The organism is Salinihabitans flavidus, assembly GCF_900110425.1.
Classification (GTDB): Bacteria; Pseudomonadota; Alphaproteobacteria; order Rhodobacterales; family Rhodobacteraceae; genus Salinihabitans; species Salinihabitans flavidus.
The window spans coordinates 170,436-196,673 of record NZ_FODS01000005.1 but is presented as its reverse complement, the minus strand read 5'-3'; the positions used below and the strand labels follow the sequence as shown (position 1 = coordinate 196,673).

29 protein-coding genes are annotated in these 26,238 nt (G+C 63.0%); 12 read left to right on the top strand and 17 right to left on the bottom strand.

Annotated features, from left to right (window positions below):
* Positions 1 to 2: 2 nt before the first annotated feature.
* From BMW66_RS06665 to iscR, 7 genes are all read right to left on the bottom strand, one after another.
* Complete coding sequence (locus tag BMW66_RS06665; protein WP_093116718.1) at positions 3 to 587, bottom strand: Yip1 family protein; 585 nt, start codon at positions 585 to 587, stop codon at positions 3 to 5.
* On the bottom strand, positions 584 to 1,069 hold the full coding sequence (locus BMW66_RS06660; protein WP_093116768.1) for a YIP1 family protein: 486 nt from the start codon (positions 1,067 to 1,069) through the stop codon (positions 584 to 586). The genes BMW66_RS06665 and BMW66_RS06660 overlap by 4 nt, the downstream gene beginning before the upstream one ends.
* Positions 1,069 to 2,355: a Fe-S cluster assembly protein SufD gene (gene sufD, locus BMW66_RS06655; protein WP_093116716.1), complete on the bottom strand. Its 1,287-nt coding sequence runs from the start codon at positions 2,353 to 2,355 to the stop codon at positions 1,069 to 1,071. The genes BMW66_RS06660 and sufD overlap by 1 nt, the downstream gene beginning before the upstream one ends.
* Entirely contained in the window at positions 2,355 to 3,110 is a 756-nt protein-coding gene (gene sufC, locus BMW66_RS06650; RefSeq protein WP_093116714.1) for a Fe-S cluster assembly ATPase SufC, read from the bottom strand. Before sufC ends, sufD begins: the two co-directional genes overlap by 1 nt.
* Positions 3,111 to 3,178: 68 nt before the next feature.
* Complete coding sequence (gene sufB, locus BMW66_RS06645) at positions 3,179 to 4,717, bottom strand: Fe-S cluster assembly protein SufB (RefSeq protein WP_093116712.1); 1,539 nt, start codon at positions 4,715 to 4,717, stop codon at positions 3,179 to 3,181.
* A gap of 20 nt (positions 4,718 to 4,737) precedes the next feature.
* Positions 4,738 to 5,781, bottom strand: a complete 1,044-nt coding sequence (locus BMW66_RS06640) for a cysteine desulfurase family protein (RefSeq protein ID WP_093116710.1) — start codon at positions 5,779 to 5,781, stop codon at positions 4,738 to 4,740.
* Entirely contained in the window at positions 5,778 to 6,269 is a 492-nt protein-coding gene (gene iscR / locus BMW66_RS06635) for a Fe-S cluster assembly transcriptional regulator IscR (protein ID WP_093116708.1), read from the bottom strand. The genes BMW66_RS06640 and iscR overlap by 4 nt, the downstream gene beginning before the upstream one ends.
* 171 nt (positions 6,270 to 6,440) lie before the next feature.
* On the opposite strand from iscR, the gene BMW66_RS06630 reads away from it, so the two are divergent.
* The 6 genes from BMW66_RS06630 to BMW66_RS06605 all read left to right on the top strand — a co-directional run bounded on the left by BMW66_RS06630 (position 6,441) and on the right by BMW66_RS06605 (position 11,383).
* Positions 6,441 to 7,094: an alpha/beta hydrolase gene (locus BMW66_RS06630; protein WP_093116705.1), complete on the top strand. Its 654-nt coding sequence runs from the start codon at positions 6,441 to 6,443 to the stop codon at positions 7,092 to 7,094.
* Between the two features lie 4 nt (positions 7,095 to 7,098).
* Entirely contained in the window at positions 7,099 to 7,332 is a 234-nt protein-coding gene (locus BMW66_RS06625) for a hypothetical protein (protein ID WP_093116703.1), read from the top strand.
* Between the two features lie 141 nt (positions 7,333 to 7,473).
* Complete coding sequence (locus BMW66_RS06620; protein ID WP_093116700.1) at positions 7,474 to 8,688, top strand: NADP-dependent isocitrate dehydrogenase; 1,215 nt, start codon at positions 7,474 to 7,476, stop codon at positions 8,686 to 8,688.
* 86 nt (positions 8,689 to 8,774) lie between these two features.
* Complete coding sequence (locus BMW66_RS06615; protein WP_093116698.1) at positions 8,775 to 9,407, top strand: YitT family protein; 633 nt, start codon at positions 8,775 to 8,777, stop codon at positions 9,405 to 9,407.
* A gap of 9 nt (positions 9,408 to 9,416) precedes the next feature.
* The gene (locus BMW66_RS06610) at positions 9,417 to 9,938 is read left to right on the top strand and encodes a GNAT family N-acetyltransferase (protein WP_425441311.1); all 522 of its coding nucleotides are present in this window, start codon (positions 9,417 to 9,419) and stop codon (positions 9,936 to 9,938) included.
* Between the two features lie 17 nt (positions 9,939 to 9,955).
* A complete protein-coding gene (locus BMW66_RS06605) occupies positions 9,956 to 11,383 on the top strand; it encodes a protein adenylyltransferase SelO (RefSeq protein WP_093116696.1) in 1,428 nt (475 codons plus the stop codon).
* A 208-nt stretch (positions 11,384 to 11,591) separates the two neighbouring features.
* On the opposite strand, the gene BMW66_RS06600 is transcribed toward BMW66_RS06605, so the two are convergent.
* Entirely contained in the window at positions 11,592 to 12,488 is an 897-nt protein-coding gene (locus tag BMW66_RS06600) for a DMT family transporter (RefSeq protein ID WP_093116695.1), read from the bottom strand.
* 78 nt (positions 12,489 to 12,566) lie between these two features.
* Positions 12,567 to 13,226 carry a DUF2238 domain-containing protein gene (locus BMW66_RS06595; protein WP_093116692.1) on the bottom strand — a complete coding sequence of 220 codons (660 nt, stop codon included), beginning with the start codon at positions 13,224 to 13,226 and terminating at the stop codon, positions 12,567 to 12,569.
* Between BMW66_RS06595 and BMW66_RS06590 the strand changes: the two genes are divergently transcribed.
* Together BMW66_RS06590 and BMW66_RS06585 are read left to right on the top strand one after the other, a co-directional pair.
* Entirely contained in the window at positions 13,225 to 13,959 is a 735-nt protein-coding gene (locus BMW66_RS06590) for an endonuclease/exonuclease/phosphatase family protein (RefSeq protein ID WP_093116690.1), read from the top strand. The genes BMW66_RS06595 and BMW66_RS06590 overlap by 2 nt on opposite strands.
* A gap of 64 nt (positions 13,960 to 14,023) precedes the next feature.
* Positions 14,024 to 14,434, top strand: coding sequence for a Fur family transcriptional regulator (locus BMW66_RS06585; RefSeq protein ID WP_093116764.1), 411 nt, complete (start codon positions 14,024 to 14,026; stop codon positions 14,432 to 14,434).
* A 3-nt stretch (positions 14,435 to 14,437) separates the two neighbouring features.
* On the opposite strand, the gene BMW66_RS06580 is transcribed toward BMW66_RS06585, so the two are convergent.
* From BMW66_RS06580 to BMW66_RS06550, 7 genes are all read right to left on the bottom strand, one after another.
* Positions 14,438 to 15,202 carry a squalene/phytoene synthase family protein gene (locus BMW66_RS06580; protein ID WP_093116688.1) on the bottom strand — a complete coding sequence of 255 codons (765 nt, stop codon included), beginning with the start codon at positions 15,200 to 15,202 and terminating at the stop codon, positions 14,438 to 14,440.
* Positions 15,192 to 16,181: an alpha/beta hydrolase gene (locus BMW66_RS06575; protein ID WP_093116686.1), complete on the bottom strand. Its 990-nt coding sequence runs from the start codon at positions 16,179 to 16,181 to the stop codon at positions 15,192 to 15,194. Before BMW66_RS06575 ends, BMW66_RS06580 begins: the two co-directional genes overlap by 11 nt.
* The gene (cimA, locus tag BMW66_RS06570; RefSeq protein WP_093116684.1) at positions 16,178 to 17,803 is read right to left on the bottom strand and encodes a citramalate synthase; all 1,626 of its coding nucleotides are present in this window, start codon (positions 17,801 to 17,803) and stop codon (positions 16,178 to 16,180) included. The genes BMW66_RS06575 and cimA overlap by 4 nt, the downstream gene beginning before the upstream one ends.
* 220 nt (positions 17,804 to 18,023) lie before the next feature.
* The gene (gene cysS, locus BMW66_RS06565; protein WP_093116682.1) at positions 18,024 to 19,448 is read right to left on the bottom strand and encodes a cysteine--tRNA ligase; all 1,425 of its coding nucleotides are present in this window, start codon (positions 19,446 to 19,448) and stop codon (positions 18,024 to 18,026) included.
* 302 nt (positions 19,449 to 19,750) lie between these two features.
* Positions 19,751 to 20,812: a methyltetrahydrofolate cobalamin methyltransferase gene (locus BMW66_RS06560; RefSeq protein WP_093116680.1), complete on the bottom strand. Its 1,062-nt coding sequence runs from the start codon at positions 20,810 to 20,812 to the stop codon at positions 19,751 to 19,753.
* Positions 20,813 to 20,822: 10 nt separating this feature from the next.
* Positions 20,823 to 21,752, bottom strand: coding sequence for a methylenetetrahydrofolate reductase (locus BMW66_RS06555; RefSeq protein ID WP_093116762.1), 930 nt, complete (start codon positions 21,750 to 21,752; stop codon positions 20,823 to 20,825).
* A 26-nt stretch (positions 21,753 to 21,778) separates the two neighbouring features.
* A complete protein-coding gene (locus tag BMW66_RS06550) occupies positions 21,779 to 22,075 on the bottom strand; it encodes a virulence factor (RefSeq protein ID WP_093116677.1) in 297 nt (98 codons plus the stop codon).
* Positions 22,076 to 22,317: 242 nt separating this feature from the next.
* Between BMW66_RS06550 and BMW66_RS06545 the strand changes: the two genes are divergently transcribed.
* The 4 genes from BMW66_RS06545 (at position 22,318) to BMW66_RS06530 (ending at position 25,179) form a co-directional block, all read left to right on the top strand.
* Entirely contained in the window at positions 22,318 to 23,430 is a 1,113-nt protein-coding gene (locus BMW66_RS06545; RefSeq protein ID WP_093116675.1) for a Ppx/GppA phosphatase family protein, read from the top strand.
* A gap of 289 nt (positions 23,431 to 23,719) precedes the next feature.
* Positions 23,720 to 24,097 (top strand): 50S ribosomal protein L19, encoded by a 378-nt coding sequence (rplS, locus tag BMW66_RS06540; protein ID WP_093116673.1) that lies wholly within the window; start codon positions 23,720 to 23,722, stop codon positions 24,095 to 24,097.
* Between the two features lie 11 nt (positions 24,098 to 24,108).
* Entirely contained in the window at positions 24,109 to 24,330 is a 222-nt protein-coding gene (gene rpmE / locus BMW66_RS06535; RefSeq protein WP_093116671.1) for a 50S ribosomal protein L31, read from the top strand.
* Positions 24,331 to 24,468: 138 nt separating this feature from the next.
* Entirely contained in the window at positions 24,469 to 25,179 is a 711-nt protein-coding gene (locus BMW66_RS06530) for an RlmE family RNA methyltransferase (RefSeq protein ID WP_093116669.1), read from the top strand.
* A gap of 223 nt (positions 25,180 to 25,402) precedes the next feature.
* Here the strand turns inward: BMW66_RS06530 and BMW66_RS06525 are convergent, their stop codons facing one another.
* Positions 25,403 to 26,236, bottom strand: a complete 834-nt coding sequence (locus tag BMW66_RS06525) for a metal ABC transporter permease (RefSeq protein WP_093116760.1) — start codon at positions 26,234 to 26,236, stop codon at positions 25,403 to 25,405.
* Positions 26,237 to 26,238 lie beyond the last annotated feature (2 nt).

Genomic DNA, 26,238 nt, shown 5'->3' with positions numbered 1-26,238 from the left:
GTTCAGTCCATTCCCATCGCCGTCACGCCGATCAGCGACAAAAGTAGTGTCAGTCCGATCGAAATCCCGATCAGGGCAACGACCAGCAACATAGCGGACCTGCCAAGACTGTCGAACCCATGGGCGACATTCATGAAATTGAGCAGAATCCATATCCCGTAAATCCCCGCCCCCATCACCAGAAGCGCCGCCAGACCCGGCAGCAGGAACATGAACACGAGCGCCGCGACCTGAACGGCGAGGCGCATGAACTGCAACCATGTGATCATGCCCAAAACGTCCTCGAATCGCGCCGCGCCGCCAAGTGCCCGTCCGCCCCAGAACAGCATGATGATCGTCAACACGGTTGTGGCAAGAAGCAGCGTCAGCACCATCACCGGCGAGGATGACAGCGGCAAGAGCATCCCGGCGGAGGGGGCTGGAAATAGCGCGGTGGAGACGAAGAAGATCAGCGTATTGAGGATGCAGGCCAATACCAGCGCCGACCAGAGAGTCGCGCGCGGCAGGTTTGTCTCCATCAGCATCGCGCCCGCCCGCGCCGGTGCCCGGATCGTCTCGATGAAAAGAGGTCTGAGGGTGTCGATCACGTCGCGTTCCTTCCTGCCTGAACCAGCCCCGCGATCCAGAACCAGCCGAAGACCAGCAGCCAGATCAACCCGACCGCTTTTTCCCCGGGTCCCGGTCCGATAAACCCTGCGATCATCCCATGTAACAATAAAATCGGGGCAGAGGCCAGCAACGCCCAGAAGAGCGCCAGACGCGCGGCATAACCTGTAACCTCGCGTCGCAAAAGCCGAAACGGCAACAGGCTCAGGAACGCCAGAAAATAGAAGGCCAGCGGCGCGATGAACACCCACGCCATCAGGCTGCCGCCCAGAAGCGGGTTGAGCGCCTCGCCGCTCTGATGTGCCTGCCGTGCGAGCCTTGGCCATTGCGCCACGAACACCAGCCCGCAGCCCGCCATCAGAAAGGCAAGCGCCCGGTCCTCGCGCGGGCCGGCGTCGAGAAACCGGGCGATGACCTTTTGCGGGCCGCGATAGGTGGCCAGCATATCGCGCGTCACCGACATCAGCCGCTGCGCCGCGAGAGCCAACCTTCGAGACGCGCCGCCATTTCGGTGCGCAATGTCTCGTCCTCGATCTCGTCCACCGCCTGGGCCAGAAAGGCCAGCGTCAGAAGGTCGGTGGCGACGTTGCCGGGAATCCCCCGTGCGCGCAGGTAGAACAGCGCATCCTCGTCGATCGCGCCGGAGGTGCTGCCATGCGAACAGGCCACATCGTCGGCGTAGATCTCAAGCTCTGGCTTGGCGAGGAACTGGCTGTCGCCATCGAGCAGAAGCGACTGGCTGATCTGATAGCCATCGGTTTGCTGCGCGCCCGGTTTGACGAGGATCTTGCCCTGAAACACGCCGGTGGCGCCGTTGCGCAGCACCTTCTTGAACACCTGCCGCGATTCGCAATTTACCGCGTCATGGGTGACAAACACCGTATCGTCACCGTGAAAATCCCCGTCGCCAAGCGCCGCGCCGGCCACATGCGCCACCGCGTCGTCACCCGTCAGTTCGATCACGCATTCGTTCCGCGTCATCTTGCCGTTGACGGTCAGCGTGAAGGATTTGAACGTGCTCTCCCGCCCCAGCCGGGCAAAGATATGGGTTGCCGCGCGGCGTTCGTGATCGCGCCCCTGCGCACGCACATGATGAAACGCGGCGCTGTCGGCCACGTCGACCTCCATCACCTTGTTGAACCGCGCCGCTGCCGGCCCGTTTTCCAAAAGAGTGAGGGAGGCTCCCTCCTCCACCTTCATGACATGGTGCAGAATCGCATCGGAAGATGTTGATTCGTGGTGATAAATCAGGCTGACAGGTTTGCTCACATGGCCCGTGACACGGATCAGGATACCATCGCTCGCATAGGCGGTGTTGAGCGCGGCAAGCGGGCGGTCCACCGGCGTCTGTCCGCGCGTTTCCAGCACGCCATAGAGATCGCGGGCCCAGTGGATGTCCTGCGCCGCGACATCGGCGAGCCGCTCGATCTGAAGCCCCTCGCCCTCCAGCGGGTCGGAGGCCGCCGCATCGAACACGCCATCCACGAAGACGATCTTCAGCCGCTCGATTCCATCAAACACCGGCGCCTCGTCATGGCGGAATACCGCGGCCTGCGGGGCTTCGGGTTGCACCAGCGTTCCCGGCGGGGTGAATTTCCAGTATTCGTCGCGCGCCGCGGGAAGGCCCATGGTCCTCACCCGGTCCTGCGCGGCCCCCCGCGCACGAGCCAGCCATACGCCGCTTTCGGGCAGGCGCAGCGCGGACAGACGCTCCTCGGTGGCGGTGATCTTGGGTTGTGCCAATGCCATCACGCCACCTCGGAGAGAATGTCGCCATAGCCGTTTTCCTCGACCTCGAGCGCAAGCTCCGGCCCGCCGGACTTCACGATACGGCCATCGGACATGATATGCACCACATCGGGCTGAATATGGTTCAGCAGGCGCTGATAGTGGGTGATCACGAGGAACCCGCGCCCTGCGCCGCGCAGCGCGTTCACACCGTCGGCCACCAGTTTCATCGCATCCACGTCAAGGCCGGAGTCGGTTTCGTCCAGGATGCACATCTTCGGCTCCAGCATGGCCATCTGAAGGATCTCGTTGCGTTTCTTCTCGCCGCCCGAAAAGCCGACGTTGACCGGACGCTTGAGCATGTCGGCGTCGATCTGAAGCTCCTTGGCCTTCTGACGGATCAACTTGAGGAACTCGGTCGCGTTCATCTCTTCGAGACCGCGCGCCTTACGCTGCGCGTTCACGGCGGTACGCAGGAAGGTCATGTTGCCCACACCGGGAATTTCCACCGGATACTGAAAGGCCAGAAACAGGCCAATCGCGGCGCGCTCCTCGGGTTCCAGATCAAGCAGATCGTGCCCTTCGAGCGTCGCGCTCCCCTCGGTCACCACATAGCCGTCGCGGCCAGAGAGCACATAGGACAGCGTCGATTTGCCAGAGCCGTTCGGCCCCATGATCGCATGCACTGTCCCGGCCTCGACCGACAGATCCACACCCTTGAGAATTTGCTTATCCTCTTCTTCAAGTTTGACGTTCAGGCCCTTGATTTCCAACATTATATAGTCCTTCGCATTTCCCGGGCGCAAAGGCCCGTCCATTCCGTTTGTGCGGTGCGGCGCGGTCGTTACCCGACAGAGCCTTCAAGGCTGATCGCCACGAGTTGCTGCGCTTCCATGGCGAATTCCATTGGCAGCGCCTGAAGCACTTCCTTGGCAAAGCCGTTCACGATCAGCGCCACGGCCTCTTCCTCGTCCATGCCCCGCTGGCGGCAATAGAACATCTGCTCGTCGTCCACCTTGGAGGTCGTCGCCTCATGCTCCACCCGGCTCGAATTGTTCTTCACCTCGATGTAGGGCACCGTATGCGCGCCGCATCTGTCGCCGATCAGAAGGCTGTCGCACTGCGTGAAGTTGCGGCTGTTCTTGGCTTTCGGATGCATCGAGACAAGCCCGCGATAGGTGTTCTGCGCCTGTCCGGCGCTGATCCCCTTGGATACGATCCGGCTTCGGGTGTTGCGCCCCAGATGCACCATCTTCGTGCCCGTGTCGGCCTGCTGATGGTGGTTGGTGATGGCGATCGAATAGAATTCGCCCTGGCTGTCATCGCCGCGCAGGATGCAGGACGGGTATTTCCATGTCACCGCCGACCCGGTTTCCACCTGCGTCCACATTACCTTGGACCGATCGCCGCGACAGTCGGCTCGCTTGGTCACGAAGTTGTAGATGCCGCCCTTGCCGTCTTCATCGCCGGGATACCAGTTCTGCACGGTGGAGTATTTCACCTCCGCATCCTCCAGCGCGATGATCTCCACCACCGCGGCGTGAAGCTGGCTCTTGTCGCGTTGCGGCGCGGTGCAGCCTTCGAGATAGCTGACATAGGCGCCCTTGTCGGCGATGATCAGCGTGCGCTCGAACTGCCCGGTGTTTTCCGCATTGATACGGAAATAGGTGCTCAGCTCCATCGGGCAGCGCACCCCCGGCGGCACATAGACGAACGATCCGTCCGAAAACACGGCCGAGTTGAGCGTGGCATAGAAGTTGTCGCTCACCGGCACGACGCTGCCGAGATATTTCTTCACAAGCTCGGGATGATCGCGGATCGCATCGGAGATGGAACAGAAGATCACGCCGGCGTTCTTCAACTCCTTCTGGAAGGTCGTGCCAACGGACACGGAATCGAACACCGCGTCCACCGCGACCTTGCGCTCGCCGTCGCGCGCCTCTGCCGGGGTGTCGCCCGCGCCTTCCACGCCTGCGAGGATCATCTGCTCCTTGAGCGGGATGCCCAGCTTGGCATAGGTGTCAAGCAGCTTGGGATCGACATCGTCGAGCGACTTGGGCTTTTGTTCCATGCTCTTGGGACGGGCATAGTAATACTGGTCCTGAAAGTCGATCTGCGGATAGTCCACCATCGCCCACTCAGGCTCTTTCTTCGACAGCCAGCGCCGATAGGCTTCAAGCCGCCAGTCGGTCATCCACTGCGGCTCCTCGTTCTTGGTCGAGATCAGCCGCACGATATCCTCGGTCAGCCCCTTGGGGGCATAATCCATCTCGATATCGGTTTCCCAGCCGTATTTGTATTTTCCGCCGACCTCGCGCACGGCATCGACCGTTTCCTGATCGACTCCTTCCTTCACCTCTGTCGTCTGGTCCAGAGTGGCCATGTGACGGTCTCCTTTCTCACTCATGCCGCGCGTGCGCGGTGTTTCCTGAACCGGGCCAGCCATGTTTCGGCAAAGCCCAGCACGTCCTGTTCGCTCGTCTGCGGGCCAAGGCTCACGCGAATCGCGCTGGCCGCCGTGGCCTCGTCATGTCCCATTGCGGCAAGCACCCGGCTGGCGCGGACCTTGCCCGACGAGCAGGCCGAGCCTGCCGAGACGGCATAGCCCGCAAGATCCATCTGCATCACCTGAGTCTCGCCTTTCCAGCCGGGCGTGGCAAAGCAGCTTGTGTTCGGCAGCCGTTTCACCTCTTTCCCGACAAAAATGGTGTGTTTTGTCTCGGTCGCAAGGGTCTCTTCCATCATATCGCGCAATTCGGCGACCCGTTGCCACACGCCAGCGGCCAGATCCCGCGCCGCGGCCGTGGCCGCCGCGGCAAAACCGGCCGCGCCGATCACGTTCTCCGTGCCCGCGCGGCGCCCCATCTCCTGCCCGCCGCCGCGAAGCTGTGCCGCAAGATCCGTGCCGCGCCGCATCACCAGCGCGCCAATACCTTTTGGCCCGCCCAGCTTGTGCGCCGAGACGAGCGCCATCTGCGCGCCCGACCAGTTGAACGCGACCGGCAGCTTTCCGAACGCCTGCGTCATGTCGCTCACCGCCAGCCCCTGCGGCAGATCCTGTACGATCCCGGTTTCCGAATTGGCCCGTTGCAGCACCGATTGCGCGGGATCGTCCACCCGCACCGCGCCAGAGGCCCCCACCGGCAGATCGGCGTCGATCCACGCCGCCACCGCGTCATGCTCGATATCCCCGCCATGCAGGCCCCGACCCGCGAGCGCCAGCGCCGCCGCCTCCGTCGCGCCGGAAGTAAAGATCACATCCGCGCCATCCGCGCCGAAGGCCGCCGCGATCTCGCCGCGCGCCCGCTCCAATAGCGCCTTGGCCGCACGCCCCTCCGCGTGAACGGAGGACGGGTTGCCCACCACGTCCATCGCCGCGATCATCGCCGCGCGCGCCTCTGGCCGAAGCGGGCCGGTGGCATTGTGATCAAGGTAGACACGGGTCATGCGGGGTCGGCCTCTTCGCGGGCTTCTGCATCCTCATCGACAACCGAAAACAGCGTCGGCACCGCCGGACACGGGGCCAGATCGTTTTGCACCACGTCCGAAAGCCGCGTCTGGTGCAAAAAGACATAGACCTGCGCCGACAGCCCTTCCCAAAGGCGGTTGGCCATACTCTGCGCCTTTGATCCCGACAGCCCGCCGGTGGCCCCGGCCCCGGTATGCAGCGCCGACACCGTTTCGTCGACGGCGGCAAGAATATCGACCACCCGGATCTCGGTGGACGGACGGCCAAGCCGGTATCCGCCCCCCGGCCCGCGCACCGATTCCACAAGGCCCGCGCGGCGCAGCTTCACGAAAAGCTGCTCCAGATATGGCAGCGAGAGGTTCTGCCGCCGCGAGACATCCGACAGCGTGACAAGCGAGCCCGCAGGCTGCAGCGCAATATCGGCCAGTGCCACCACCGCATATCGGCCCTTTGTAGAGAGTTTCATGTCACGCGCTCCCAGCGTAATTGAGCGAACAGATTGACCTTGTCGGTCACACAGCTTAGATCGGCAGACGCTCCGGATTTACCCGGATAAGAATGTTAGAATTGTTCTAAGGTGTCCTAGCGAATTCGTCAAGAATGACCGGCATCTTATTGGCAGGAGACAGCAACACCTATGCCCGAGGTTATTTTTCCCGGTCCCGAAGGCCGCCTCGAAGGCCGTTACCATCCGCAAAAGGAACATGACGCGCCTATTGCCATTGTCCTGCACCCCCACCCCCAGTTCGGGGGCACCATGAACAACAAGGTTGTCTACAACCTGCACTACGCCTTCTACAAGTTGGGGTTCACCGTGCTGCGGTTCAATTTCCGCGGCGTGGGACGCAGCCAAGGCGAATACGATCAGGGCGTGGGCGAGCTGTCGGATGCGGCATCGGCGCTCGATTACCTCCAGTCGATGAACCAGAACTCCAAACACTGTTGGGTCGCGGGCTTTTCCTTCGGCGCATGGATCGGAATGCAGCTACTGATGCGGCGGCCAGAGATCACCGGCTTTGTCTCCGTCTCGCCCCCGGCGAACATGTATGACTTTTCCTTCCTCGCGCCCTGCCCCAGCTCCGGTCTGGTCATCAACGGCACGGCCGACCGCGTCGCGCCACCGCCCGACACACGGCATCTTGTTCACAAACTGCATGAACAGAAGGGAATCACCGTCACCCATTCGGAGATCGAAGGCGCCGGGCATTTCTTCGAGGAACCGTATATGGACACGATGATCGACACGGTCAGCGACTATGTGAAACGCCGCCTGACCGAATCGACACGGTAACCGCATGGACAATTTTGAAGAGCTTGCAGAAAGACTGGCCCTCGATGTTCTCGCCGCGCGCGAGGAACTGGGCACAGATCAGCTTGTGCAGGAGATCGCCGACGTGCTGGAGGCGTCTTCTTCCACAATGCACGAGGCGTTCATGACCGCTGTGCGCGTCCATACCGCAGAGGCCCGCGCGCGCGGTGTGCTCAACGCCAAGCTCAAGGCCGCGGGCAAGTCCCTGCCGGAACGCTAGGCGCAGGACGTCCCCCGGACGCCCGGGACGTGTGCGGCATATGCGTCATTTCAGTATACAACCGCATACGATCTTTTCAGCCCGCATCTTATCGGCTAAACCGCCCCCAATTCCGATTCACCTCCACAGGAAGGGACTCCCATGACCAAAATCAAGGTGGACAATCCCGTCGTCGAACTCGACGGCGATGAAATGACCCGGATCATCTGGGACTTCATCAAGCAGAAGTTGATTCTGCCCTATCTCGATGTCGATCTGCTCTACTACGATCTCGGAATCGAGGAACGCGACCGCACGGATGACCAGATCACCGTGGACGCCGCCGAGAAAATCAAGGAAATCGGCGTCGGCGTGAAATGCGCCACCATCACCCCCGACGAACAGCGGGTGGAGGAGTTCGGCCTCAAGAAGATGTGGCGCAGCCCCAATGGCACGATCCGCAACATCCTTGGCGGCGTGGTGTTCCGCGCGCCGATCATCTGCCAGAACGTCCCGCGCCTCGTGCCCGGCTGGACCAAGCCCATCGTGATCGGACGCCACGCCTTCGGCGATCAGTATCGCGCCACCGACATGAAATTCCCCGGACCGGGCAAGCTGTCGATGAAATTCGTCGGTGAGGACGGTCAGGTGATCGAACATGAAGTCTATGACGCGCCGTCGGCCGGCGTCTACATGGGCATGTATAACCTCGATCAGTCGATCTACGACTTTGCCCGCGCATCGCTGAACTATGGCCTCGACATGGGCTGGCCGGTGTATCTGTCCACCAAGAACACGATCATGAAAGTCTATGACGGCCGCTTCAAGGACATCTTCCAGGAGGTTTACGAGACAGAGTTCGAGGAGGCGTTCAAGAAGAAGGGTATCCACTACGAACACCGTCTGATCGACGACATGGTGGCCTCGGCGATGAAATGGTCGGGCGGCTATGTCTGGGCTTGCAAGAACTACGATGGCGACGTGCAGTCGGACACCGTGGCGCAGGGCTTCGGCTCTCTCGGCCTGATGACCTCGCAGCTCATGACCCCCGATGGCAAGATCATGGAGGCAGAGGCGGCCCACGGCACCGTGACGCGCCACTATCGCCAGCACCAGAAGGGCGAGGAAACCTCCACCAACTCCATCGCCTCGATCTACGCCTGGACCGGCGGGCTCAAGCACCGCGCGAAGCTCGACGGCAACGACGCGCTGATGACCTTCGCCACCATACTGGAAAAGGTTGTCGTGGATACCGTCGAATCGGGTTTCATGACAAAGGATCTGGCGCTTCTCGTCGGTCCCGATCAGAAATGGCTCACCACCATGGGCTTTCTCGAAAAGGTCGACGAGAAACTCAACAAATCGCTCGCGGGCTGACACGCCCCTGCCGACATGCAAGACAAATGGCCGCTCCCCTCGGGGGGCGGCTTTTCCTTTGGCGGCAGGGCGCGTAAGGCTGTGCCATGAGCCAGACCGACACCCGCAACGAGCCGCACCGCAACGCCCCGGCGCACAGTGTGCTTGAGGATGCGTTCGCCTTCGTCACCGGCACGACACTCTGCGCGCTTGCGATGACCATGCTGACCCATCTGGGCATCATCACCGGGCAGACCGCCGGGCTTGGCGTGCTTCTGAGCTATGTCACCGGCTGGGGCTTCGGGCCGGTGTTTTTCGTGATCAACCTGCCCTTCTATTTGCTGGCTTGGCTGCGCATGGGGCCGCGCTTCACGGTCAAGAGCTTCATCGCCGTGGGGCTTTTGTCGGCCATCGCCACGGTATTGCCGCGCTTTGTCACCTTCGCCCATCTCGACCCGCTCATCGGCGCGCTTCTGGCCGGGGCGCTGGCGGGCATGGGGCTGATCGTGCTGTTTCGCCACGGCGCCTCTCTCGGCGGGGTCGGGGTGCTGGGGCTCTATCTTCAGGACAGGATCGGGTTTCAGGCCGGCTGGACGCAGCTCCTCTTTGACGCTGTGCTCTTTGCCGCCGCCTTTTTCGTGCTCGACGCGCCGCTGGTGGCGTTTTCTCTGGCCGGGGCGATCGTGACCAACCTCATCATCGGCATGAACCACCGCCGCGACCGCTATATCGCGACCTGACGGGCGGCAATGCGGTGGACTCTCGCGCCGGCCCCCGCCACGGTGCAGCGGATCCGCAACCGCGCATTGGAGAGTCCGGCCATGTCCACCGCCCTGCATCTGGCCAAACCCGGCGATCTCGGCCGGCTGCTGCCCCTGATCGCCGCACATCACGCCGAACAGGGGGTAGAGCAAAGCGACGAGGCCCGCGCCGATGCGCTTTGCCCGCTTCTGGACGAAAGCCCGCACGGGGTGGCCTATCTCATAGGTCCGGCGCGCGCGCCGGTGGGCTATGTCATCGTCACCTTCGGATGGTCGCTGGCCTTCGGAGGGCTCGACGGCACCGTGGAAGAGCTTTACATCCGTCCCGCCGTGCGAAGGCGCGGCATGGGGTCGGACCTGCTGCACGCCCTGCCCCGCGCGCTTGGCGGCGCCGGCCTGCGTGCCCTGCATTTCGACGTGGACCGCGGCAACGCTTCGGCGCAACGCCTCGGCACCCGCGCCGGATTTACCGCCCATGAAGGCACGATGCGGATGACGCGGCGCCTCTGAGACCCTATATGTGTCCCATGACCCTGCATATCCCCTTCGATAACACCTACGCCCGCCTGCCCGACCGGCTTTTCGTGGCGCAAGACCCCACGCCCGTCGCGGCCCCGCGCCTGATCGCTTTCAACAACGCGCTGGCCGACGACCTTGGCATAGACGGCCCCCGCGACGAGGCAGAGCTGGCCCGCGTCTTTTCCGGCAACGAGGTGCCGGAGGGCGCGAATCCGCTCGCGCAACTCTATTCCGGGCATCAGTTCGGTCACTGGAACCCGCAACTGGGCGACGGGCGTGCCATCCTTCTGGGCGAGGCGCGCACCCCAGCGGGCCGCTTCGACATTCAGCTCAAGGGCGCCGGGCGCACCCCCTATTCGCGCGGCGGCGACGGGCGCGCCTGGCTCGGCCCGGTGCTGCGCGAGTATGTCCTGTCCGAAGCGATGCACGCGCTTGGCATCCCCACGACCCGCGCCCTCGCCGCCACCGAGACAGGAGAGCGGGTCGTCCGCGACGCCGCCATGCCCGGCGCGGTGCTCACCCGCGTGGCCGCCAGCCACATCCGCGTCGGCACCTTTCAGGTGCTCGCGGCCCGCCGCGACGAAGAGGGGCTCAAGGCGCTCTACGATCACGCGGTGGAGCGTCACTACCCCGGGGCGAAGGACCCCGTGCAGTTTCTCGACGCCGTCATCGCGCGGCAGGCCCGGCTTGTGGCGCAATGGATGGGCGTGGGCTTCATCCACGGGGTGATGAATACTGACAATTGCTCCATCGCGGGCGAGACGATCGACTATGGCCCCTGCGCTTTTCTGGACGACTATCACCCGATGACGGTGTTCTCCTCCATCGACCGGCAGGGGCGCTATGCCTATGCCAATCAGCCCGATATTCTGGTGTGGAACATGGCGCAGCTGGCCACCGCGCTGGTGCCGCTCATGCCCGACACCGACACGGCGGTGGAGCAGTTCACCGCCCTGATCCACGCCATGCCCGCCCGGATTGAGGCGCACTGGCGCGAGATTTTCCGCGCCAAGATCGGGCTTTCCAGCGAGGAAGAGGGGGATCACGCGCTGATCACATCGCTGCTGGAACTGATGGCGCAGCAGGGCGCGGACTTCACCAACACCTTCCGCGCGCTGGCCACCGGCACGGCCCCGCGCGATCAATTCACCGACCGCGATACCTTCGACGCATGGGCCGAAGGCTGGCAGGCCCGGCTTGCGCGCGAGCAGGGCGATCCGCAGGCGCTCATGCGCGCGGCCAGCCCCGCGCTCATCCCGCGCAACCACCGGGTGGAGCAGATGATCCAGGCGGCGGTGGCGGGCGACTACGCCCCCTTCGAGCGGCTCATGCAGGCGCTCGCCGCGCCCTATGACGATCCGGAGGATACCTTCGCCGACCTCACCCGCCCCCCCGCGGAGGGCGAGCACGTGCGCCAGACCTTCTGCGGAACCTGACGCCCCCCTTCATCCTTGGTCAAAATACTCCGGTCCGGGGGCGGCGCCCCCGGGATTGCCTCTTAACCCAATCTTCACAGTTTCCCACCGAACGCAGGGTTAACGGGGCAAATCCCGCAAACGATACCGACGCGATACCGACAAAATACCGACGTTATACCGACATGGGTTTTTCAGCGTTAACAACGACTTGAGGCGATTCGCGGAATTACCCCGGCGGCACGCGCCGCGACCGGCGGTTGATCAGCACCAATCCGACCGCCACAAGCGCCAGCGCCCCCCAGATCGTCAGCCCCACCTGCTCGCCCAGAAGCGCCCAGCCCATCAACACGCTGAACACCGGCGACAGAAAACTGAAGGACGCCACCGCGGAGGCCGGATAGACCGTCATCAGCCAGAACCAGAACAGATAGCCCGCGCTCACCACCCCCAGCGCCTGAAAGGCGATCCCGGCGTAGTGGATCGCCTCCGGCTCGCGCGTCAGCGCCCCGAAGAGAGGCGCCACCGCAAGAAGAATCACAGCCGAAACAATGAGTTGCCACAAAAGCTGCATCTCCGGGCGCAGTTCCGACACCGGCGTGACCCGCACCACCAGCACGATCCCCGCCCATCCCAGCGCTGCCCCCAGCGCTAGCACATCGCCCAGAAGCGACGCCTCGCCCGCCTGCCGGTCCGACACCGCCCACGCCACGCCGATCATCGCAAGCACCAGCCCCACCATGCGCCGGCGCGTCAGCCCCTCGCCGGGCAGCAGGAAATGCCCCGCTAGCGCCAGCCAGACCGGCATGGAATAGAAGATCACCGAGGCCCGCGCCACCGTCGTCAGGTCCAGGGCATTGTAAAGACAGATGAATTCCGCGCAAAACAGCAGCCCGACAAGGATGCCGGAGCCAAAGGTGCGCCGGTTGAACACGAACGGAAGCCGCCGGAGCCACATCCATCCGGCCACCGCCGCCACCCCGATGATCGAGCGCAACGCCGCCGCGAACACCGGGTTGAACCCGTCATTGGTGACCTTGATCACCACCTGATTGAAGGCCAGCGTAAAGGCGAAGATCACCAGCGCCGTGGTGCCGAAAAGGTCGATCTGATCCTTGCGTTCCATCGCGCCAAAGGACTGGCCTGACAGGGAAAAGTCAAGACGGATAACCAGTGACTCTGTTGGCGCCGCGTGTAGGCGCCATCACTTCCTGTCAGTCCGCCGCGGACGTTTGGCCCTGCCGAAAAGCCGCGGATTGCGTGCCACGAAATCGGCGATCGCCGCCGACAGCCCGCTCTTGTCGCGCCCCTTGAGGTAGAAGAACCCGGCAAGCGCCCCGAGGGTCGCGCCACAGACGTTCACGATCATGTCCAGCATCGTGTCCATCAAACCCGATCTTTGCATGTTGAAGCCGAAAATCTGGTCCATCGCAAACTCGAAAATCTCCCAGATCGAGCCGATGGCCACGGCGAAACAGAAGCCGAAAAACGCCAGCGCCCAATGCGGGGCCGTGTACCTATCCCCTTGAAACATTGTGAAAACCACAAGGAACCCGATCAGCCCGAATCCGATCGCAGAGCCACCGTGCATCAGGATGTCCCACCACCAGAACCGATCGTAGAACCCATAGACCTCGCCCAGCAGAAGCGTCGCGAACACGAAAAGCGCGATCGCCGCCTGAAACGCTCGCGGCACCACGATCCGCACATATTCCGCCAGAAGAGTCGGGATCACGCCAAGCGCCAGCGTCGCCAGCGCCACGAAGGCCAGATTCCATTGCGCCTCGTAGACCGCGACGAAAAAGGCTATTGCGGTCACGCCCCAGATCGCCAGTGTCAGATATGCCTGATCGGATAGTTTCATGGTCACACACAAGCCCGAAAACATCGAGAACTCAAGCCCGGCTCTGCTGCGGCTGGCCAGTTACAACCTTCAGAAATGCGTCGGCCTCGACATGCGCCGCCGCCCCGACCGAACCCTGCAAGTACTTGCCGATCTGGGGGCGCAGGTCGCGGTCCTGCAAGAGGCCGACAAGCGCAGGGCGCCCCGCCCTGCCGCGCTTCCGCATGCTATGGCGGAGCATGAAGGATGGCGCGTGCTGCCGTTCGGACAGCCCGGGGGCTCCCTGGGCTGGCACGGCAACGCCATGCTGGTACGCCCCGAGGTGACCGCGCTGGAGACCGCGCATATCGAACTGCCGGGGTTGGAGCCGCGTGGCGCAATCCGGGCCGATCTGCTGACGCCCATCGGCCCCTTGCGGGTAATCGGGCTGCATCTGGGATTGATCCGACGCTATCGCATCCTGCAACTCAACGCGCTGGCCCACGCGCTGCAAGGGTTGCCCCCCCTGCCAACGGTGATCGCCGGCGATTTCAACGAATGGGGGCGGACCGCCCCGCTGGAGGCCGCGCTCCGGGGGCTGCGCCTGCTGTCCGCACGGGCCAGCTTTCCCGCCGCGCGTCCGGTGGCCGCCCTCGATAGGATCGCGCTTGGCCCCGGTCTTTTGGCACACGCGCACGACAGCCACGGGGCGCGCCCGGCACATATCGCGTCCGACCACTTGCCAGTCTGGGCCGACATCGCACAGGATGGTTGAAATGGGTGGCATGGCCTGCGCCAAAGGGCTAGACCCACCAAACCCACGCAACCGGGATGCACCGATGACCGACACGATCCTATCGCGCTGCGAGGCTGCGGGCCTGCGCCTGACCGAACAACGCCGCATCATCGCCGCCGTTTTGCAAGAAAGCACGGACCACCCCGACGTGGAAGAATTGCACGCCCGCGCGGTGGAGCGCGATGCCGCGATATCTCTGGCCACGGTCTATCGCACGGTGAAACTTTTCGAGGAAACGGGGATCATCGAGAAGCTGGAGTTCGGTGACGGGCGCGCCCGCTACGAGGATGCGGAGCGGGAGCATCACGATCATCTGATCGACCTGTCGACGGGTGAGGTGATCGAATTCGTCGATCCCGAGATCGAGCAGCTACAGGAACGGATCGCCCGCAAGCTCGGCTATCGTCTCAAGGGACACAAGCTCGAACTTTACGGCGTGCCGATCCGCAAATGACTACTACCGGCCCGTCATGACCCGCACAAGAAGCGTTGCGCGGCGTCGAAATTCACTGCTCAGAAGCTTCCCTTCGGCCACGCGCGCGGGATCCTTCGCGGCGCGGGTCAGGACGGCCCCGGCCTGCCAGGCGGCGAGCAACGCAGGTCTCGCCCCGCGTTCAATCGCGCCGCGCCGCGCCCGTTTCAGCCGCGCAAGCCCCTCGCGGGCCAGCGCCTGCACCGCCTCGGGTCGACCATCGGCAAGTGGCTGCTTTCCGCGAGCCTCAAGCTCGGGAATGGCACAGAACCAGTTGGCCAACCCCGTTGCATAGCCCGCATCACTCAACAGATCGACATCCTGCGCACCAAGGCTCTGCCCAGCCACCAGCATGAGCGTACCGCCTGTCGCTTCGATATACGCGCGAAAGGCATCCTCGCTCTCGAAAGACTGCTCGTGAACATCCCAACGCCGCGCCTCGATCAGTGTATCAAGGGTGCGCGCCATGTCTGGAGACAAGCAGTCGGACAGGGGCGTGACCACCTCATGCCGGCGCACCGTGCCCCCGGTGGCGATCTCCTCGAGCGCATCACGCCACCATTGAAGGCGCATCTCCGCGATCAGCGGCTCCTGCGTAACCCAGGGCGCGCGCGCCACTTCCAGATTGAAGGCATAGATTGGAAACAGCCGCACCCGCGCGTCCGGCGGCGCCGCCATCACCGCCAGAAACCTGTCGGGATCGCCCCGTCGCACCAGATCGGCGCAGGCGCTCAGATCGTCAGAGACCATCGAGAAACTCCGAAATATGTCGCGCTGCATTGGGCGAGTCGACCAGTTCGAGATGCCCGACTCCATCAATCAGGCGATACCGCCCCGCGTCGGTGACCGCGCTCATGGTCGGCTCGAACCGTTCCGCGCGAAACGCCTCGTCCCTTCGCCCGGCAAGCAGCAGGAACGGCGGCAGCGAGGCGATATCGACGAGGTAGTCGTCACGTGGCGCAAAAGAGGTGTTGAGCGCGTAGGAATAGGCGGTGGTCGCCTTCTCCCCCTCCGGGCTATTCAGAATCTCCTGTGGCATGGCGAACTGAATCACGGTCAGATGGTTCAGTGCGGTGACACCCACAGCGTTCAACATGGAAAGCCCGATGATCCGCCGCGTCAGTGGGCGCGCCCAGCCAGCGGAATTGTCGCGCACCGTGGGGGCGTCGTATTTCAGGAAGGGTGCAAGAATCACAGCCGCATCCATCATCCCGCCATGTTTGCCACCGGCAAAGCGGATCGCCAGCCCGCCACCAGAGCTGTGCCCGGCCAGAACCACGGCCTGCCCCTTGGCACGATGCGCCGAGACCAAATCGGCGATATCATCTTCGAGCTGACCGATGTAGGCCACGTCACCGCGCGGTCCGGGTCCCATGTAGTGCCCGCGCAGATTGGGAATGAGCACCTCCGCCCGATCCGACAGTGCACGCGCCAACCCCAGCATCTGCCCGCCGTACCAGCCCGAGCCATGCAGCAACACGAGAAGCGGCGCCCCCCTATGGGGGGCTGACAGATGGAAAGAGTGCAGCACCGCCCCATCGCGCGCCCGATCTTCTATCACAGGAAGCGACCTCGTTGACCCGCGCGAAAGAACTTTTGAAAAATCAAGGCTCTGCCCGTCGATCTTTGCGCGCTCCTGCTGCGAAAGGATCAACCCAAGAGACAGTGCTGGATATGCCAGAATCGTGATTGCCAGCCCGATGAAAAGAAAGCGGGATACACGTGTCACGTCGCTACCGGCGCCTTGTCGCGCATCAGTTTCCAGTTGATCGCATCGAGCAGCGCCTCGAACGACGCATCCACGATGTTGGGCGAGACACCCACCGTGGACCAGCGCCGTCCCTGCCCGTCCTCGCTATCGACGATGACGCGCGTGACAGCCTCGGTGCCGCCCTGGGTGATGCGGACCTTGAAATCCACCAGCCGCAGATCGTCGATATAGTCCTGATAGGGGCCGAGATCCTTCGCGAGTGCCTTGGAGAGCGCATTGACCGGGCCCCGGTCCTGCCCGGTCTCATCCATCGACTCGGACACAGAGAGCGTCTTTGCGCCGCCGATCTTCACGACCACCACCGCCTCCGACAGGCTCACCATCCTGTTGCGCTTGTTCTTGCGGCGCTCCACCGTGACCTTGTAGCGCTTGACCTCGAAATACCGTGGCATCTGACCAAGCTCGTCGCGGGCGATCAACTCGAAACTGGCTTGCGCGGTGTCATAGCTGTAACCTTCCGCCTCGCGCGCCTTCACCCGATCAAGGATACGCCCGAGCGCCGGGTTGCCCTTTTCGACCTCGATCCCCGCATCCGCCAGCCGCGAGCGCAGGTTCGACTGCCCCGCCTGGTTCGACATCGGCACGATGCGCGTGTTGCCGACAAGGCCCGGATCGATATGCTCATAGGTCGTGGGGTTCTTCAGGATCGCGCTGGCATGAAGTCCCGCCTTGTGCGCGAAGGCCGAGGCCCCGACGTAGGGCGCCTGCCGCATAGGTACACGGTTGAGAATATCGTCAAGCTTTCGAGACGCCCGCGTCAGCCCCTCAAGTGCCGTGAGCGTCACGCCGGTCTCATAGCCGCTCGCATAAGGCTCCTTGAGTAGCAGAGTCGGGATCAGCGTGGTCAGGTTTGCATTGCCGCAGCGTTCGCCTAGACCGTTGAGCGTGCCCTGAACCTGCCGCGCGCCCGCGTCGATCGCGGCCAACGAATTGGCCACGGCGTTTTCGGTATCGTTGTGAGTGTGGATGCCGACGTGATCGCCGGGGATGCCCGCCGCGATCACGGCGCGGGTGATCTTATGCACCTCGGGGGGCATGACCCCGCCGTTGGTGTCACACAGCACGATCCAGCGCGCCCCCGCGTCATAGGCCGCGCGCACCGTTTCCAGCGCGTAATCGGGGTTGGCCTTGTATCCGTCGAAAAAATGCTCTGCATCGAACAGCGCCTCGCGCCCCTGCACCACCATGTAAGCCACGGAGCGGGCGATGTTTTCGGTATTCTCGGCCAGCGTGATGCCAAGCGCCGCCTTGACATGGAAATCATGTGACTTGCCCACAAGGCAGACCGCCCGCGTGCCCGCGTTCATCACGGCGGCCAGCACATCGTCATTCTCCGCGCTCATCCCCGCCCGCTTGGTCATGCCGAAGGCGGTGAAGGTCGCACGCGTGTCGGGGCGCGTGTCGAAGAACGCGCTGTCGGTGGGGTTGGCGCCGGGCCAGCCGCCCTCGATGTAGTCCACGCCAAGCGCATCGAGCGTTTCCGCGATCTGGCGCTTTTCATCGGTTGAGAATTGCACGCCCTGCGTCTGCTGCCCGTCGCGCAAGGTGGTGTCGTAGAGGTAGAGGCGTTCTCTGGTCATGCCGCACGCCCCTCTCCACCAGCTGCCCGCGCGGAATCATGGCGCGCCTCGGCGCGCCGCCGCGCAGCGCCCGACCGCCCCCCGGGCGGGCGCTTTTGCAACGTCGCAACCCGCAAAACCGTCGCAGTATGTGGACCCATAAAGTGCCCTGCATCATCGTCGCAGCGCCCCCCCGCGGTCGGGCCCTGCGCGGCTTGCTGGCGGTGTGCGGACAGGCGCATCACTTCAACGCCTCCAGCTTCGAGGGGTCGAAATCGGGGCCGAGGACAAGCTCAACACCTTCCTTGCTAATACGCACCTCAACGCCATTGGCCTTAAGTTTATCTTTAAATTCATCAACTTCCGAGAAGTCTTTCTTTTTCTTAGCGGCGTCCCTCAATTCTGAAAGACGCGAAGCCAGACGTAGAAGCTTTTCAGGATCAAAAACTGGAATATCGCTTCTCGCAAACTCAAGATTAAACAAACCCAAGAACGCTAAGGCATCAGCCAAAGCCTGCGCAGCGGCAAAGCGATCTACAACATCCTCATCCTCAGCGAGAGAGAGAAAACCGTGAAGGTGTTTAATATACTCGTGTGTATTCATGTCACTTGCCAAAGCGTCGATGAAGTAGTCATCCACTTTTTCAGGCTGCGGAACGACATGGGGCAGCATTCCTAGAAGGACTCGATGCATGTCCCGAAGCGTCCGCTCCGCCTCCCGCGCCTTCTCCGCCGTCCAGTCCATCGGCTTGCGGTAGTGCGTGGACAAAAACACAAAGCGGATCACCTCGCCCGGTATTCCCTGATCCAGCAGATCCCGCACAGTGAAGAAATTGCCGAGGCTCTTGGACATCTTCTTGCCCTCGACCTGCAACATCTCGTTGTGCATCCAGACGCGGGCGAACTCCCCCTCGGGGTGGGCGCAGCAGCTTTGCGCGATCTCGTTCTCGTGGTGCGGGAACATCAAATCGTTGCCACCGCCATGGATGTCGAAGGACTCGCCCAGCAATTCATAGCTCATGGCCGAACATTCAATGTGCCAGCCCGGACGCCCCCGGCCCCAGGGGCTGTCCCATCCCGGCTCCCCTTCCGCGGCGGGCTTCCACAGGACGAAATCCATCGGGTTGCGCTTGTAGGGGGCCACCTCCACCCGCGCGCCTGCGATCATGTCGTCGACCGTGCGGCCCGAAAGCTCCCCATAATGTTCTTTCCAGCTGTCCACGGCAAACAGCACATGCCCCTCCGCCTCATAGGCGTGGCCCTTGCCGATCAGATCCTCGATCATGGCGACCATCTGCGGGATATACTGCGTCGCGCGCGGCATCTGGTCCGGCTCCAACGCGCCCAGCTCGGCCATGTCGTCGAGAAACCACTGCGTCGTCTCGGCCGTGATCTGGTCGATCGGGCGGCCCGTTTCTTCGGCGCGGCGAATGATCTTGTCATCCACATCGGTGAAATTGCGCACATAGGTGACGTGATCGGGCCCATAGACATGGCGTAGCAGACGATAGAGCACATCGAACACCACAACGGGCCGCGCATTGCCCAGATGCGCCCGGTCATAGACCGTCGGCCCGCAGACATACATGCGCACGTTTTCGGGGTCGATCGGGGTAAAATCCTCTTTCTTGCGGGTCTTGGTATTGTGCAGCTTGATCTGTGTCATGACTCGTCCTTGCGCGCGCGCCCTTGCCGCGGCGGGCTTAGCAACTTCGTGTCATGTTGGAAACAGAAAGAAGGGCCCGCCGGATGCTCTCAGGCGGGAATGCAGCAGATAATGATGGTGACTGCGCTCTTCATGGGCGGGACCATAGGCAGCCGCGCACGCAGGGTCAAGATGCAGATCTGGCCTACACCACTCCCAGCCTGACGGGCGGCACCTGCTGCCCCATTCTACGGTTGATGACCGGCCCGCGTGCCTTCGGCCCAGTCTGCTTGGAACCATATTGGGGCAAACGCCGTCGACCGTCAGGCGCGGCGGCGGCGACCTCCAGTGCGCCCGGCGCGGCCGCGTCCCTCTTCGCCGGCCTTGGGCGGCCCCTTGTTGTAGCGGATCCACTCCCCGCCATGCGGATCGTTGTTCGTCAGCAGGTTGGCGGCGCGGATCGCCTCCATTTCGGAGCCGGGGCGCGGCTTGGTGGAGCCAAGACCGAAGAGTTGCACGAAGGTTTCGTCGTCCATGTCCTCGGGCAGGACGATGCCGCGCGCGGCAACTTCGGCCTTCTTTTCCGCGATCTTTGAGGGGGGCACCGGCAACGCGACGGGGTTCATGATCGCGGAGGTCATGCCCGCCGCCATCGCCATCGGCAGGAAGGCATTGTTGATGCCATGGCGGTTGGGCAGGCCGAAGGAGATGTTGGAGGCCCCGCAGGTGGTGTTCACGCCCAACTCGTCGCGCAGCCGTCGCACCAGCGCGAACACCTGCAAGCCGGCGGTGGACATCGCGCCAATCGGCATGACCAGCGGGTCGACCACGATGTCATGCGCGGGGATGCCATAGTCGGCAGCCCTCTCCACGATCCGCTTGGCCACGGCAAAGCGCACATCGGGGTCCTCGGAAATGCCGGTATCGTCGTTGGAAATCGCAACCACCGGCACGTTGTATTTCTTGACCAGCGGCAGGATCGCCTCAAGCCGCTCTTCCTCTCCCGTCACCGAGTTCAGAAGCGGACGGCCCTCGGCGGCCTGAAGCCCGGCCTCGAGCGCGCCGGGCACAGAGCTGTCGATGCACAGCGGCACATCCACCAACCGCTGCACCAGTTCGACGATTTTCGTCATGAGCGGCGGCTCTGTCTCGTTGGGGTTGGGGTTGGAGTTGTAGACCACGCCTGCGTTGATATCGAGCACACTGGCCCCTGCCGCGACCTGCGCCAGCGCGTCCTGCTCAACGGTGGAGAAATCGCCCGCCTCCAGATCGGCGGCGAGTTTCTTGCGGCCGGTGGGGTTAATGCGTTCCCCGATGATACAAAAGGGCTCATCAAAGCCGAGGATCGCGGTTGTCGTTTTCGATTCGACGATGGTGCGTGTCATGTGAGATCCTTCAGGCGGTTGCATTGGCGGGCGCGGCAGAGGCGCCCCCGTGTTCGATGGCCCAGTTGGCATTGGTCTTGATACCGCCAAGCGGGAAGAAATGCACCTTCTCGATATTGAAATCGGGGGTCGCGGTCTTGTGGCTGGCCAATTCCGCGATCACATCGGTCGGCTCATAGGGCAGCATCAGCTTGGTCACGTCCATCGCGCGTTTCTGAAGCACCTTGAGCGAGGGGCCGACACCGCAGGCGATGGCGAATTTGATCAGCGTCTGAAGCTTGGCCGGACCGGCGATACCGATATGGATGGGCAATGTGATTCCGGCGTCACGCAGGCTGTCGGCCCAGGCGATGATCGGCTTGGCATCAAAGGCGAACTGCGTGGCCAGCGCCATCTCGGCATCGGTCGTCTCGTTGAACCGCTGTTTCCAGCGCAATGCCTCAATCACGTTGCGGTCCGAGCCGTCGGGATCGATGTCGCGGTTGCCTTCGGGGTGACCGGCCACATGCAGGCGCGTGAACCCCGCCTTGTCGAAAAGACCGGTTTCCAGAAGCTGCATGGAGGAGTGAAAATCGCCGTGCGGGTTGGTCACACCGCCGGCCAGCACCAACGCCTGATCGACGCCTGCCTCGCCCTGATACATGGCGATCCAGTTGTCCAGCGTCGCGCGATCCTTGATGATGCGTGCGGGGAAATGCGGCATCACAGAGTAGCCTTCGCGCGCGATCCGGCGTGCGGTGGCAACCATCTCCTCGATCGGAGTGCCCTCGATATGGGCGATATAGACGCGAGTCCCCTCGGGCAGCAGATCGCGGAAATCCTCTACCTTTTCGGCAGTGCGAGGCATCACCTCGATGGAATAACCCTCAAGGAACGCCTCCACCTGCGGAGATGTGGTGCGGACGGTCTCGGTCTTTTTCTTGAAGTGCAGCAGAGCCATCACGGCCTCCCATAGCGCGTTCGGGGTCATTCCCAGCCTTCATTAGCGATCAGCGCCTTGAGTCGCGCCTGATCGTAGTCCGCCTCGATCCGGGCCGCCTCGGCCGCGACAATCTCGGCGGGATCGCCGTCTACGGGATGGGGATCGGCCTTTCGCCATTCGGCCAGGTAGTCATCCGTTCCGGATGCGCCCACCTTCATCGCCGCCCGGTCAATCGCCTGTTCAAAGCGTTCGGTCAATTGCTTCTTGGCACCGCGGCGGCCCTTGCCGACAATGACCTGGGCCGGGATGTCGCGCCAGTAAACGATGGTGACGTCGGGCATGGGGTCTGATTCCTCGTCTTCGGTGGGCCTTTGGTACTGCACGCGCCCGCGCCGCCCATGCACAATATCGACAAGTGAGCGTCGTTCCGCGACCCGGATGCAGGTCTATTCCGAACTTACCGGGCTGGCCACAGCGCGGGGTGTGAAAAAAACCGATAATGATGATGAACGGCGCGTGGCGCTTGCACCTGTGCGGGCGAGACACTAGGTTCAGAACAACTCGAAATGGAGGGCGTGCCAAGATGACGCCCAAGCGTCCCGATGGTGCGGGAGCATTCCCGATTCCGGTTGAAAGCCCCGCGCCGAAACCACCGGATCCGAGCGAGCTTTACGCCGCATTGGATTTGGGAACGAACAGTTGCCGGATGCTGATTGCCCAGCCGAAGGGCAATCAGTTTCATGTGATCGACAGCTTCTCCAAGTCGGTCCAGCTTGGTGTCGGATTGGAAGGCACCGGAAGGCTCTCGCGCGGCTCCATGCGCCGCACAGTGCAGGCGCTACGCATCTGCCAGCAGAAAATCAAGCGCCACAAGGTCAAGCGGATGCGTCTGGTGGCGACCGAAGCGTGCCGCAGGGCGCGCAACGCACGCGATTTCATCCGGCAGGTGGAGCGGGAGACCGGGCTGCGTCTTGAGGTGATCCAGCCCGAGGAGGAGGCGCGGCTTGCCGTTATCTCCTGCGCGCCGCTGGTCTCCACACGGACCGAGCAACTTCTGGTGGTCGATATCGGCGGCGGATCCACGGAACTGGTCTGGATCGATCTGTCCACCGTGCCACCACGCGAACGGCCCAAGGCGATCATGCGGCTGCATACCGGGTTTGCCGCCGTCGAAAGCCCCTTTCCCGCCGCGCGCGTCGTGGACTGGATCTCCGTGCCGCTGGGTGTGGCGACGCTGCGCGATCAGTTCAACGACGTGGAGGATGACGCCGCGCGCTTTGCGCTGATGAGCTGGTTCTTCGAAGAAAACCTTGCCGAATTCGCCCCTTACGCGAACGATCCCAAACGCGAGGGATTTCAGATCATCGGTACCAGCGGCACGGTCACCACCGTCGCGGCAAGCCACCTGGATCTGCGGCGCTATGACAGGACCAAAGTGGACGGGCTGCGCATGAGTTCGGAGCAAATCGACAAGGTGATCCGAAGTTACCTCGACCTCGGCCCCGTTGGGCGGCAGCACGATCCCAGGATCGGGCAGGATCGGCATGCGCTTATCATGTCGGGCAGCGCGATCCTTCAGGCACTTCTGCGCTGCTGGCCGACCGACCGGCTCTCTGTGGCGGACCGGGGGTTGCGAGAGGGGCTGCTCTATGCCCAGATGAGCGCCGATGGCGTGCTGGAGGACGGGCCGTTCTGAGCGCCCCGCCAATCTCCGCCGCCCCTCTTGTCAAGCGGAGCGAATTGCCATAAACGGCGCCCATCCCGGTCGGTTCTCCGACTCGGGCGTTTGTGTTGTCCCCGTCTGTGGCGTCAGGGTTTTCTTCGGCCTGCATCGCACCGGCGAAGGGGGAAAGCAGAAGCGGACCCAAGGAATAGTGACCTGATCTCTGGCGGGCCGATTGCATGATCGAAGCCCGGAAGAAGACCAAGAGCTCTGAGGCGCGGCACAACTTCGCGGGCAAACTGCGAGCAAAAGGAGAATTGCGATGGACCTGATCGCACAGCTCGAGGCGGAACAGATTTCCGACCTTGGGAAGACTATTCCAGATTTCAAGGCCGGCGACACCGTGCGCGTCGGCTACAAAGTGACCGAAGGCTCGCGCACGCGGGTGCAGAATTTCGAGGGTGTCTGCATCAGCCGCAAGAACGGCGAAGGCGTCGCCGGAAGCTTCACCGTGCGCAAGATTTCCTTCGGTGAAGGCGTGGAACGGGTGTTCCCGCTCTATTCGACCAACATCGACGCGATCGAGGTCGTGCGCCGGGGCAAGGTGCGCCGCGCCAAACTCTACTATCTGCGCGATCGCCGTGGCAAATCGGCCCGGATCGCGGAAGACAACACATACAAGCCCAAGAAAAAAGCGTAAGGAGTGGTCTGATGAAAAAAGACATCCATCCCGAATACCACTTCATCGACGTGAAGATGACCGATGGCACCGTGGTCAAGATGCGCTCCACCTGGGGCAGCGAGGGCGACATGCTGTCACTCGACGTGGACCCCAGTTCGCATCCGGCCTGGACCGGCGGCTCGTCGCGACTGATGGATACCGGCGGTCGCGTCTCCAAATTCAAGAAGAAGTACGAGGGCCTGGGATTCTGATACCGGCCCTCCGATGATTTCGGAAAACGCCGCTCTCCCACGGGGGGCGGCGTTTTTCATGGATACCGGCACGTGCCCCGATACTGGCGAGCACGCGGCGAACCCGTTAGACTGACGCCCGACAAGGGATTGAGACAGATGGCAAAGAATACATCCGGACGCGGGCAGCGCGATCTCAAGGTGAAGGTGAAGACCGCCCGCGGGCGCAAGCTCAGCTCCACTCGTTGGCTGCAACGGCAACTCAATGACCCCTATGTGAAACGCGCCCAGACCGAAGGCTATCGCGGGCGTGCAGCCTTCAAGATACTGGAACTGGACGAAAAATACCGCTTTCTCGTGCCCGGTGCGCGGGTTGTGGATCTGGGGTGTGCCCCTGGCGGCTGGTGTCAGGTGGCCGTCAAGCACGTCAATGCATTGGGCGAAAAGCAGGGCAAGCGCGTCGGTCGGGTGCTGGGCATTGACCTGCAGGAAGTGGAGCCGATTGCCGGGGCAGAAATCCACCAGCTCGATTTCATGGACGATGGGGCCGACGATCAGGTGAAAGCCTGGCTGGGCGGCAAGGCCGATGTCGTGATGTCGGACATGGCGGCCTCGTCCTCGGGGCACAAGCAGACCGATCACCTGCGGATCATCTCGCTTTGCGACGCGGCGGCTGAATTCGCCTTTGACGTTCTTGAGGTGGGCGGTACTTTCGTGGCCAAGGTGTTGGCGGGCGGCGCCGAAGGAGAACTTCAGAAGCGGCTGAAACAGCGGTTCGAGAAGGTCGCGAACATCAAACCGCCCGCGTCGCGTTCCGACAGTTCCGAAAAATTCGTGGTGGCGACCGGGTTTCGCGGGACTCCGGATTAACCCGCTGAAATCACAGAAAAACCCGTTTTGGTAAAACGTCGGTATTTTGTCGGTATCGCGTCGGTGTCGAGATACCGGAAAACACCTGTGGTGGCAATGATGACCGCGCCGCACGCTCCGGCCTTCATCTTTGCAACAGTACTCCGGGGTCCGGGGCAGCGCCCCGGGGCCTGCGCGGCCCGAGCGCAAGACATGAGGCGCGCGCATCGCGCGCTCCGCTCGATCAGACGCCGGAGGTGGCGCGGCGGGTGAGAATCTGCCGGCGCAGGAAGGCCAGCACGAAGAGCGCGGTGAGGATCAGGATGATCGTGGGTGCCGGGGCGCTGTCGAGAAAGAAACTGGCATAGGTGCCCGCCAGCATCGCGCCCATGCAAACACCGACTGCCACGATCAGCATCGCGCCGAAACGGCGCACCAGCAGAAAGGCGATCGCCCCGGGGGCGATCAGAAGCCCGATGGCCAGGATCAGCCCCGCCGCGCTCAGCGTCGCCACGATGGTCAGTGACAGCGCCGCCAGAAGACCGTAGTGCAGCCAGCCCACCCGCAGCCCCGAGGCCTGCGCCTGCGCCGGATCGAAGGCATGCAGAAGCAGGTCGCGCCACTTGACCAGCAGCACGAGCGACACGGCGGCGGCGATCAGCCCCGAGGTCAGGATCTCCTGCCCGTCCACGCCCAGCATGTTGCCGAAAAGGATATGATCGAGATGGGCGTTGGTCTCGATCGAGACATAGAGCACGATGCCAAGCGCGAACATGCCCGAGAACACAACCCCCATGACGGTATCCTGCTTCACCCGGCTGTTGTTGGCCAGATAGCCGGTGGCCACGGCGCAGGTCATGCCTGCGGCAAAGGCCCCGATCAGAAGCGGTAACCCAAGGATATACGCCAGCACGATCCCCGGCAGCACCGCGTGGCTTACCGCGTCGCCCATAAGCGCCCAGCCCTTGAGCACGAGAAAGCACGACAGAAGCGCCGTGGGCACCGACACGATCATGGCAATGAAAAAGGCATTCTGCATGAAGCTGAAGCGGAACGGCATGAGCAGGCTGTCCACGATCT

Bases quoted from the DNA above. Each gene is read 5' to 3' on its own strand.
- BMW66_RS06545 (WP_093116675.1), top strand. From the start codon at position 22,318: ATGACGCCCAAGCGTCCCGATGGTGCGGGAGCATTCCCGATTCCGGTT.
- sufB (WP_093116712.1), bottom strand. From the start codon at position 4,717: ATGGCCACTCTGGACCAGACGACAGAGGTGAAGGAAGGAGTCGATCAG.
- BMW66_RS06620 (WP_093116700.1), top strand. From the start codon at position 7,474: ATGACCAAAATCAAGGTGGACAATCCCGTCGTCGAACTCGACGGCGAT.
- cysS (WP_093116682.1), bottom strand. From the start codon at position 19,448: ATGACACAGATCAAGCTGCACAATACCAAGACCCGCAAGAAAGAGGAT.
- iscR (WP_093116708.1), bottom strand. From the start codon at position 6,269: ATGAAACTCTCTACAAAGGGCCGATATGCGGTGGTGGCACTGGCCGAT.
- BMW66_RS06605 (WP_093116696.1), top strand. From the start codon at position 9,956: ATGACCCTGCATATCCCCTTCGATAACACCTACGCCCGCCTGCCCGAC.
- BMW66_RS06585 (WP_093116764.1), top strand. From the start codon at position 14,024: ATGACCGACACGATCCTATCGCGCTGCGAGGCTGCGGGCCTGCGCCTG.
- BMW66_RS06590 (WP_093116690.1), top strand. From the start codon at position 13,225: ATGGTCACACACAAGCCCGAAAACATCGAGAACTCAAGCCCGGCTCTG.
- BMW66_RS06610 (WP_425441311.1), top strand. From the start codon at position 9,417: ATGCGGTGGACTCTCGCGCCGGCCCCCGCCACGGTGCAGCGGATCCGC.
- BMW66_RS06595 (WP_093116692.1), bottom strand. From the start codon at position 13,226: ATGAAACTATCCGATCAGGCATATCTGACACTGGCGATCTGGGGCGTG.
- BMW66_RS06640 (WP_093116710.1), bottom strand. From the start codon at position 5,781: ATGACCCGTGTCTACCTTGATCACAATGCCACCGGCCCGCTTCGGCCA.
- BMW66_RS06580 (WP_093116688.1), bottom strand. From the start codon at position 15,202: ATGGTCTCTGACGATCTGAGCGCCTGCGCCGATCTGGTGCGACGGGGC.
- rpmE (WP_093116671.1), top strand. From the start codon at position 24,109: ATGAAAAAAGACATCCATCCCGAATACCACTTCATCGACGTGAAGATG.
- BMW66_RS06625 (WP_093116703.1), top strand. From the start codon at position 7,099: ATGGACAATTTTGAAGAGCTTGCAGAAAGACTGGCCCTCGATGTTCTC.
- BMW66_RS06660 (WP_093116768.1), bottom strand. From the start codon at position 1,069: ATGTCGGTGACGCGCGATATGCTGGCCACCTATCGCGGCCCGCAAAAG.
- BMW66_RS06530 (WP_093116669.1), top strand. From the start codon at position 24,469: ATGGCAAAGAATACATCCGGACGCGGGCAGCGCGATCTCAAGGTGAAG.
- sufC (WP_093116714.1), bottom strand. From the start codon at position 3,110: ATGTTGGAAATCAAGGGCCTGAACGTCAAACTTGAAGAAGAGGATAAG.
- BMW66_RS06615 (WP_093116698.1), top strand. From the start codon at position 8,775: ATGAGCCAGACCGACACCCGCAACGAGCCGCACCGCAACGCCCCGGCG.
- rplS (WP_093116673.1), top strand. From the start codon at position 23,720: ATGGACCTGATCGCACAGCTCGAGGCGGAACAGATTTCCGACCTTGGG.
- sufD (WP_093116716.1), bottom strand. From the start codon at position 2,355: ATGGCATTGGCACAACCCAAGATCACCGCCACCGAGGAGCGTCTGTCC.
- BMW66_RS06600 (WP_093116695.1), bottom strand. From the start codon at position 12,488: ATGGAACGCAAGGATCAGATCGACCTTTTCGGCACCACGGCGCTGGTG.
- BMW66_RS06555 (WP_093116762.1), bottom strand. From the start codon at position 21,752: ATGGCTCTGCTGCACTTCAAGAAAAAGACCGAGACCGTCCGCACCACA.
- BMW66_RS06560 (WP_093116680.1), bottom strand. From the start codon at position 20,812: ATGACACGCACCATCGTCGAATCGAAAACGACAACCGCGATCCTCGGC.
- BMW66_RS06630 (WP_093116705.1), top strand. From the start codon at position 6,441: ATGCCCGAGGTTATTTTTCCCGGTCCCGAAGGCCGCCTCGAAGGCCGT.
- cimA (WP_093116684.1), bottom strand. From the start codon at position 17,803: ATGACCAGAGAACGCCTCTACCTCTACGACACCACCTTGCGCGACGGG.
- BMW66_RS06550 (WP_093116677.1), bottom strand. From the start codon at position 22,075: ATGCCCGACGTCACCATCGTTTACTGGCGCGACATCCCGGCCCAGGTC.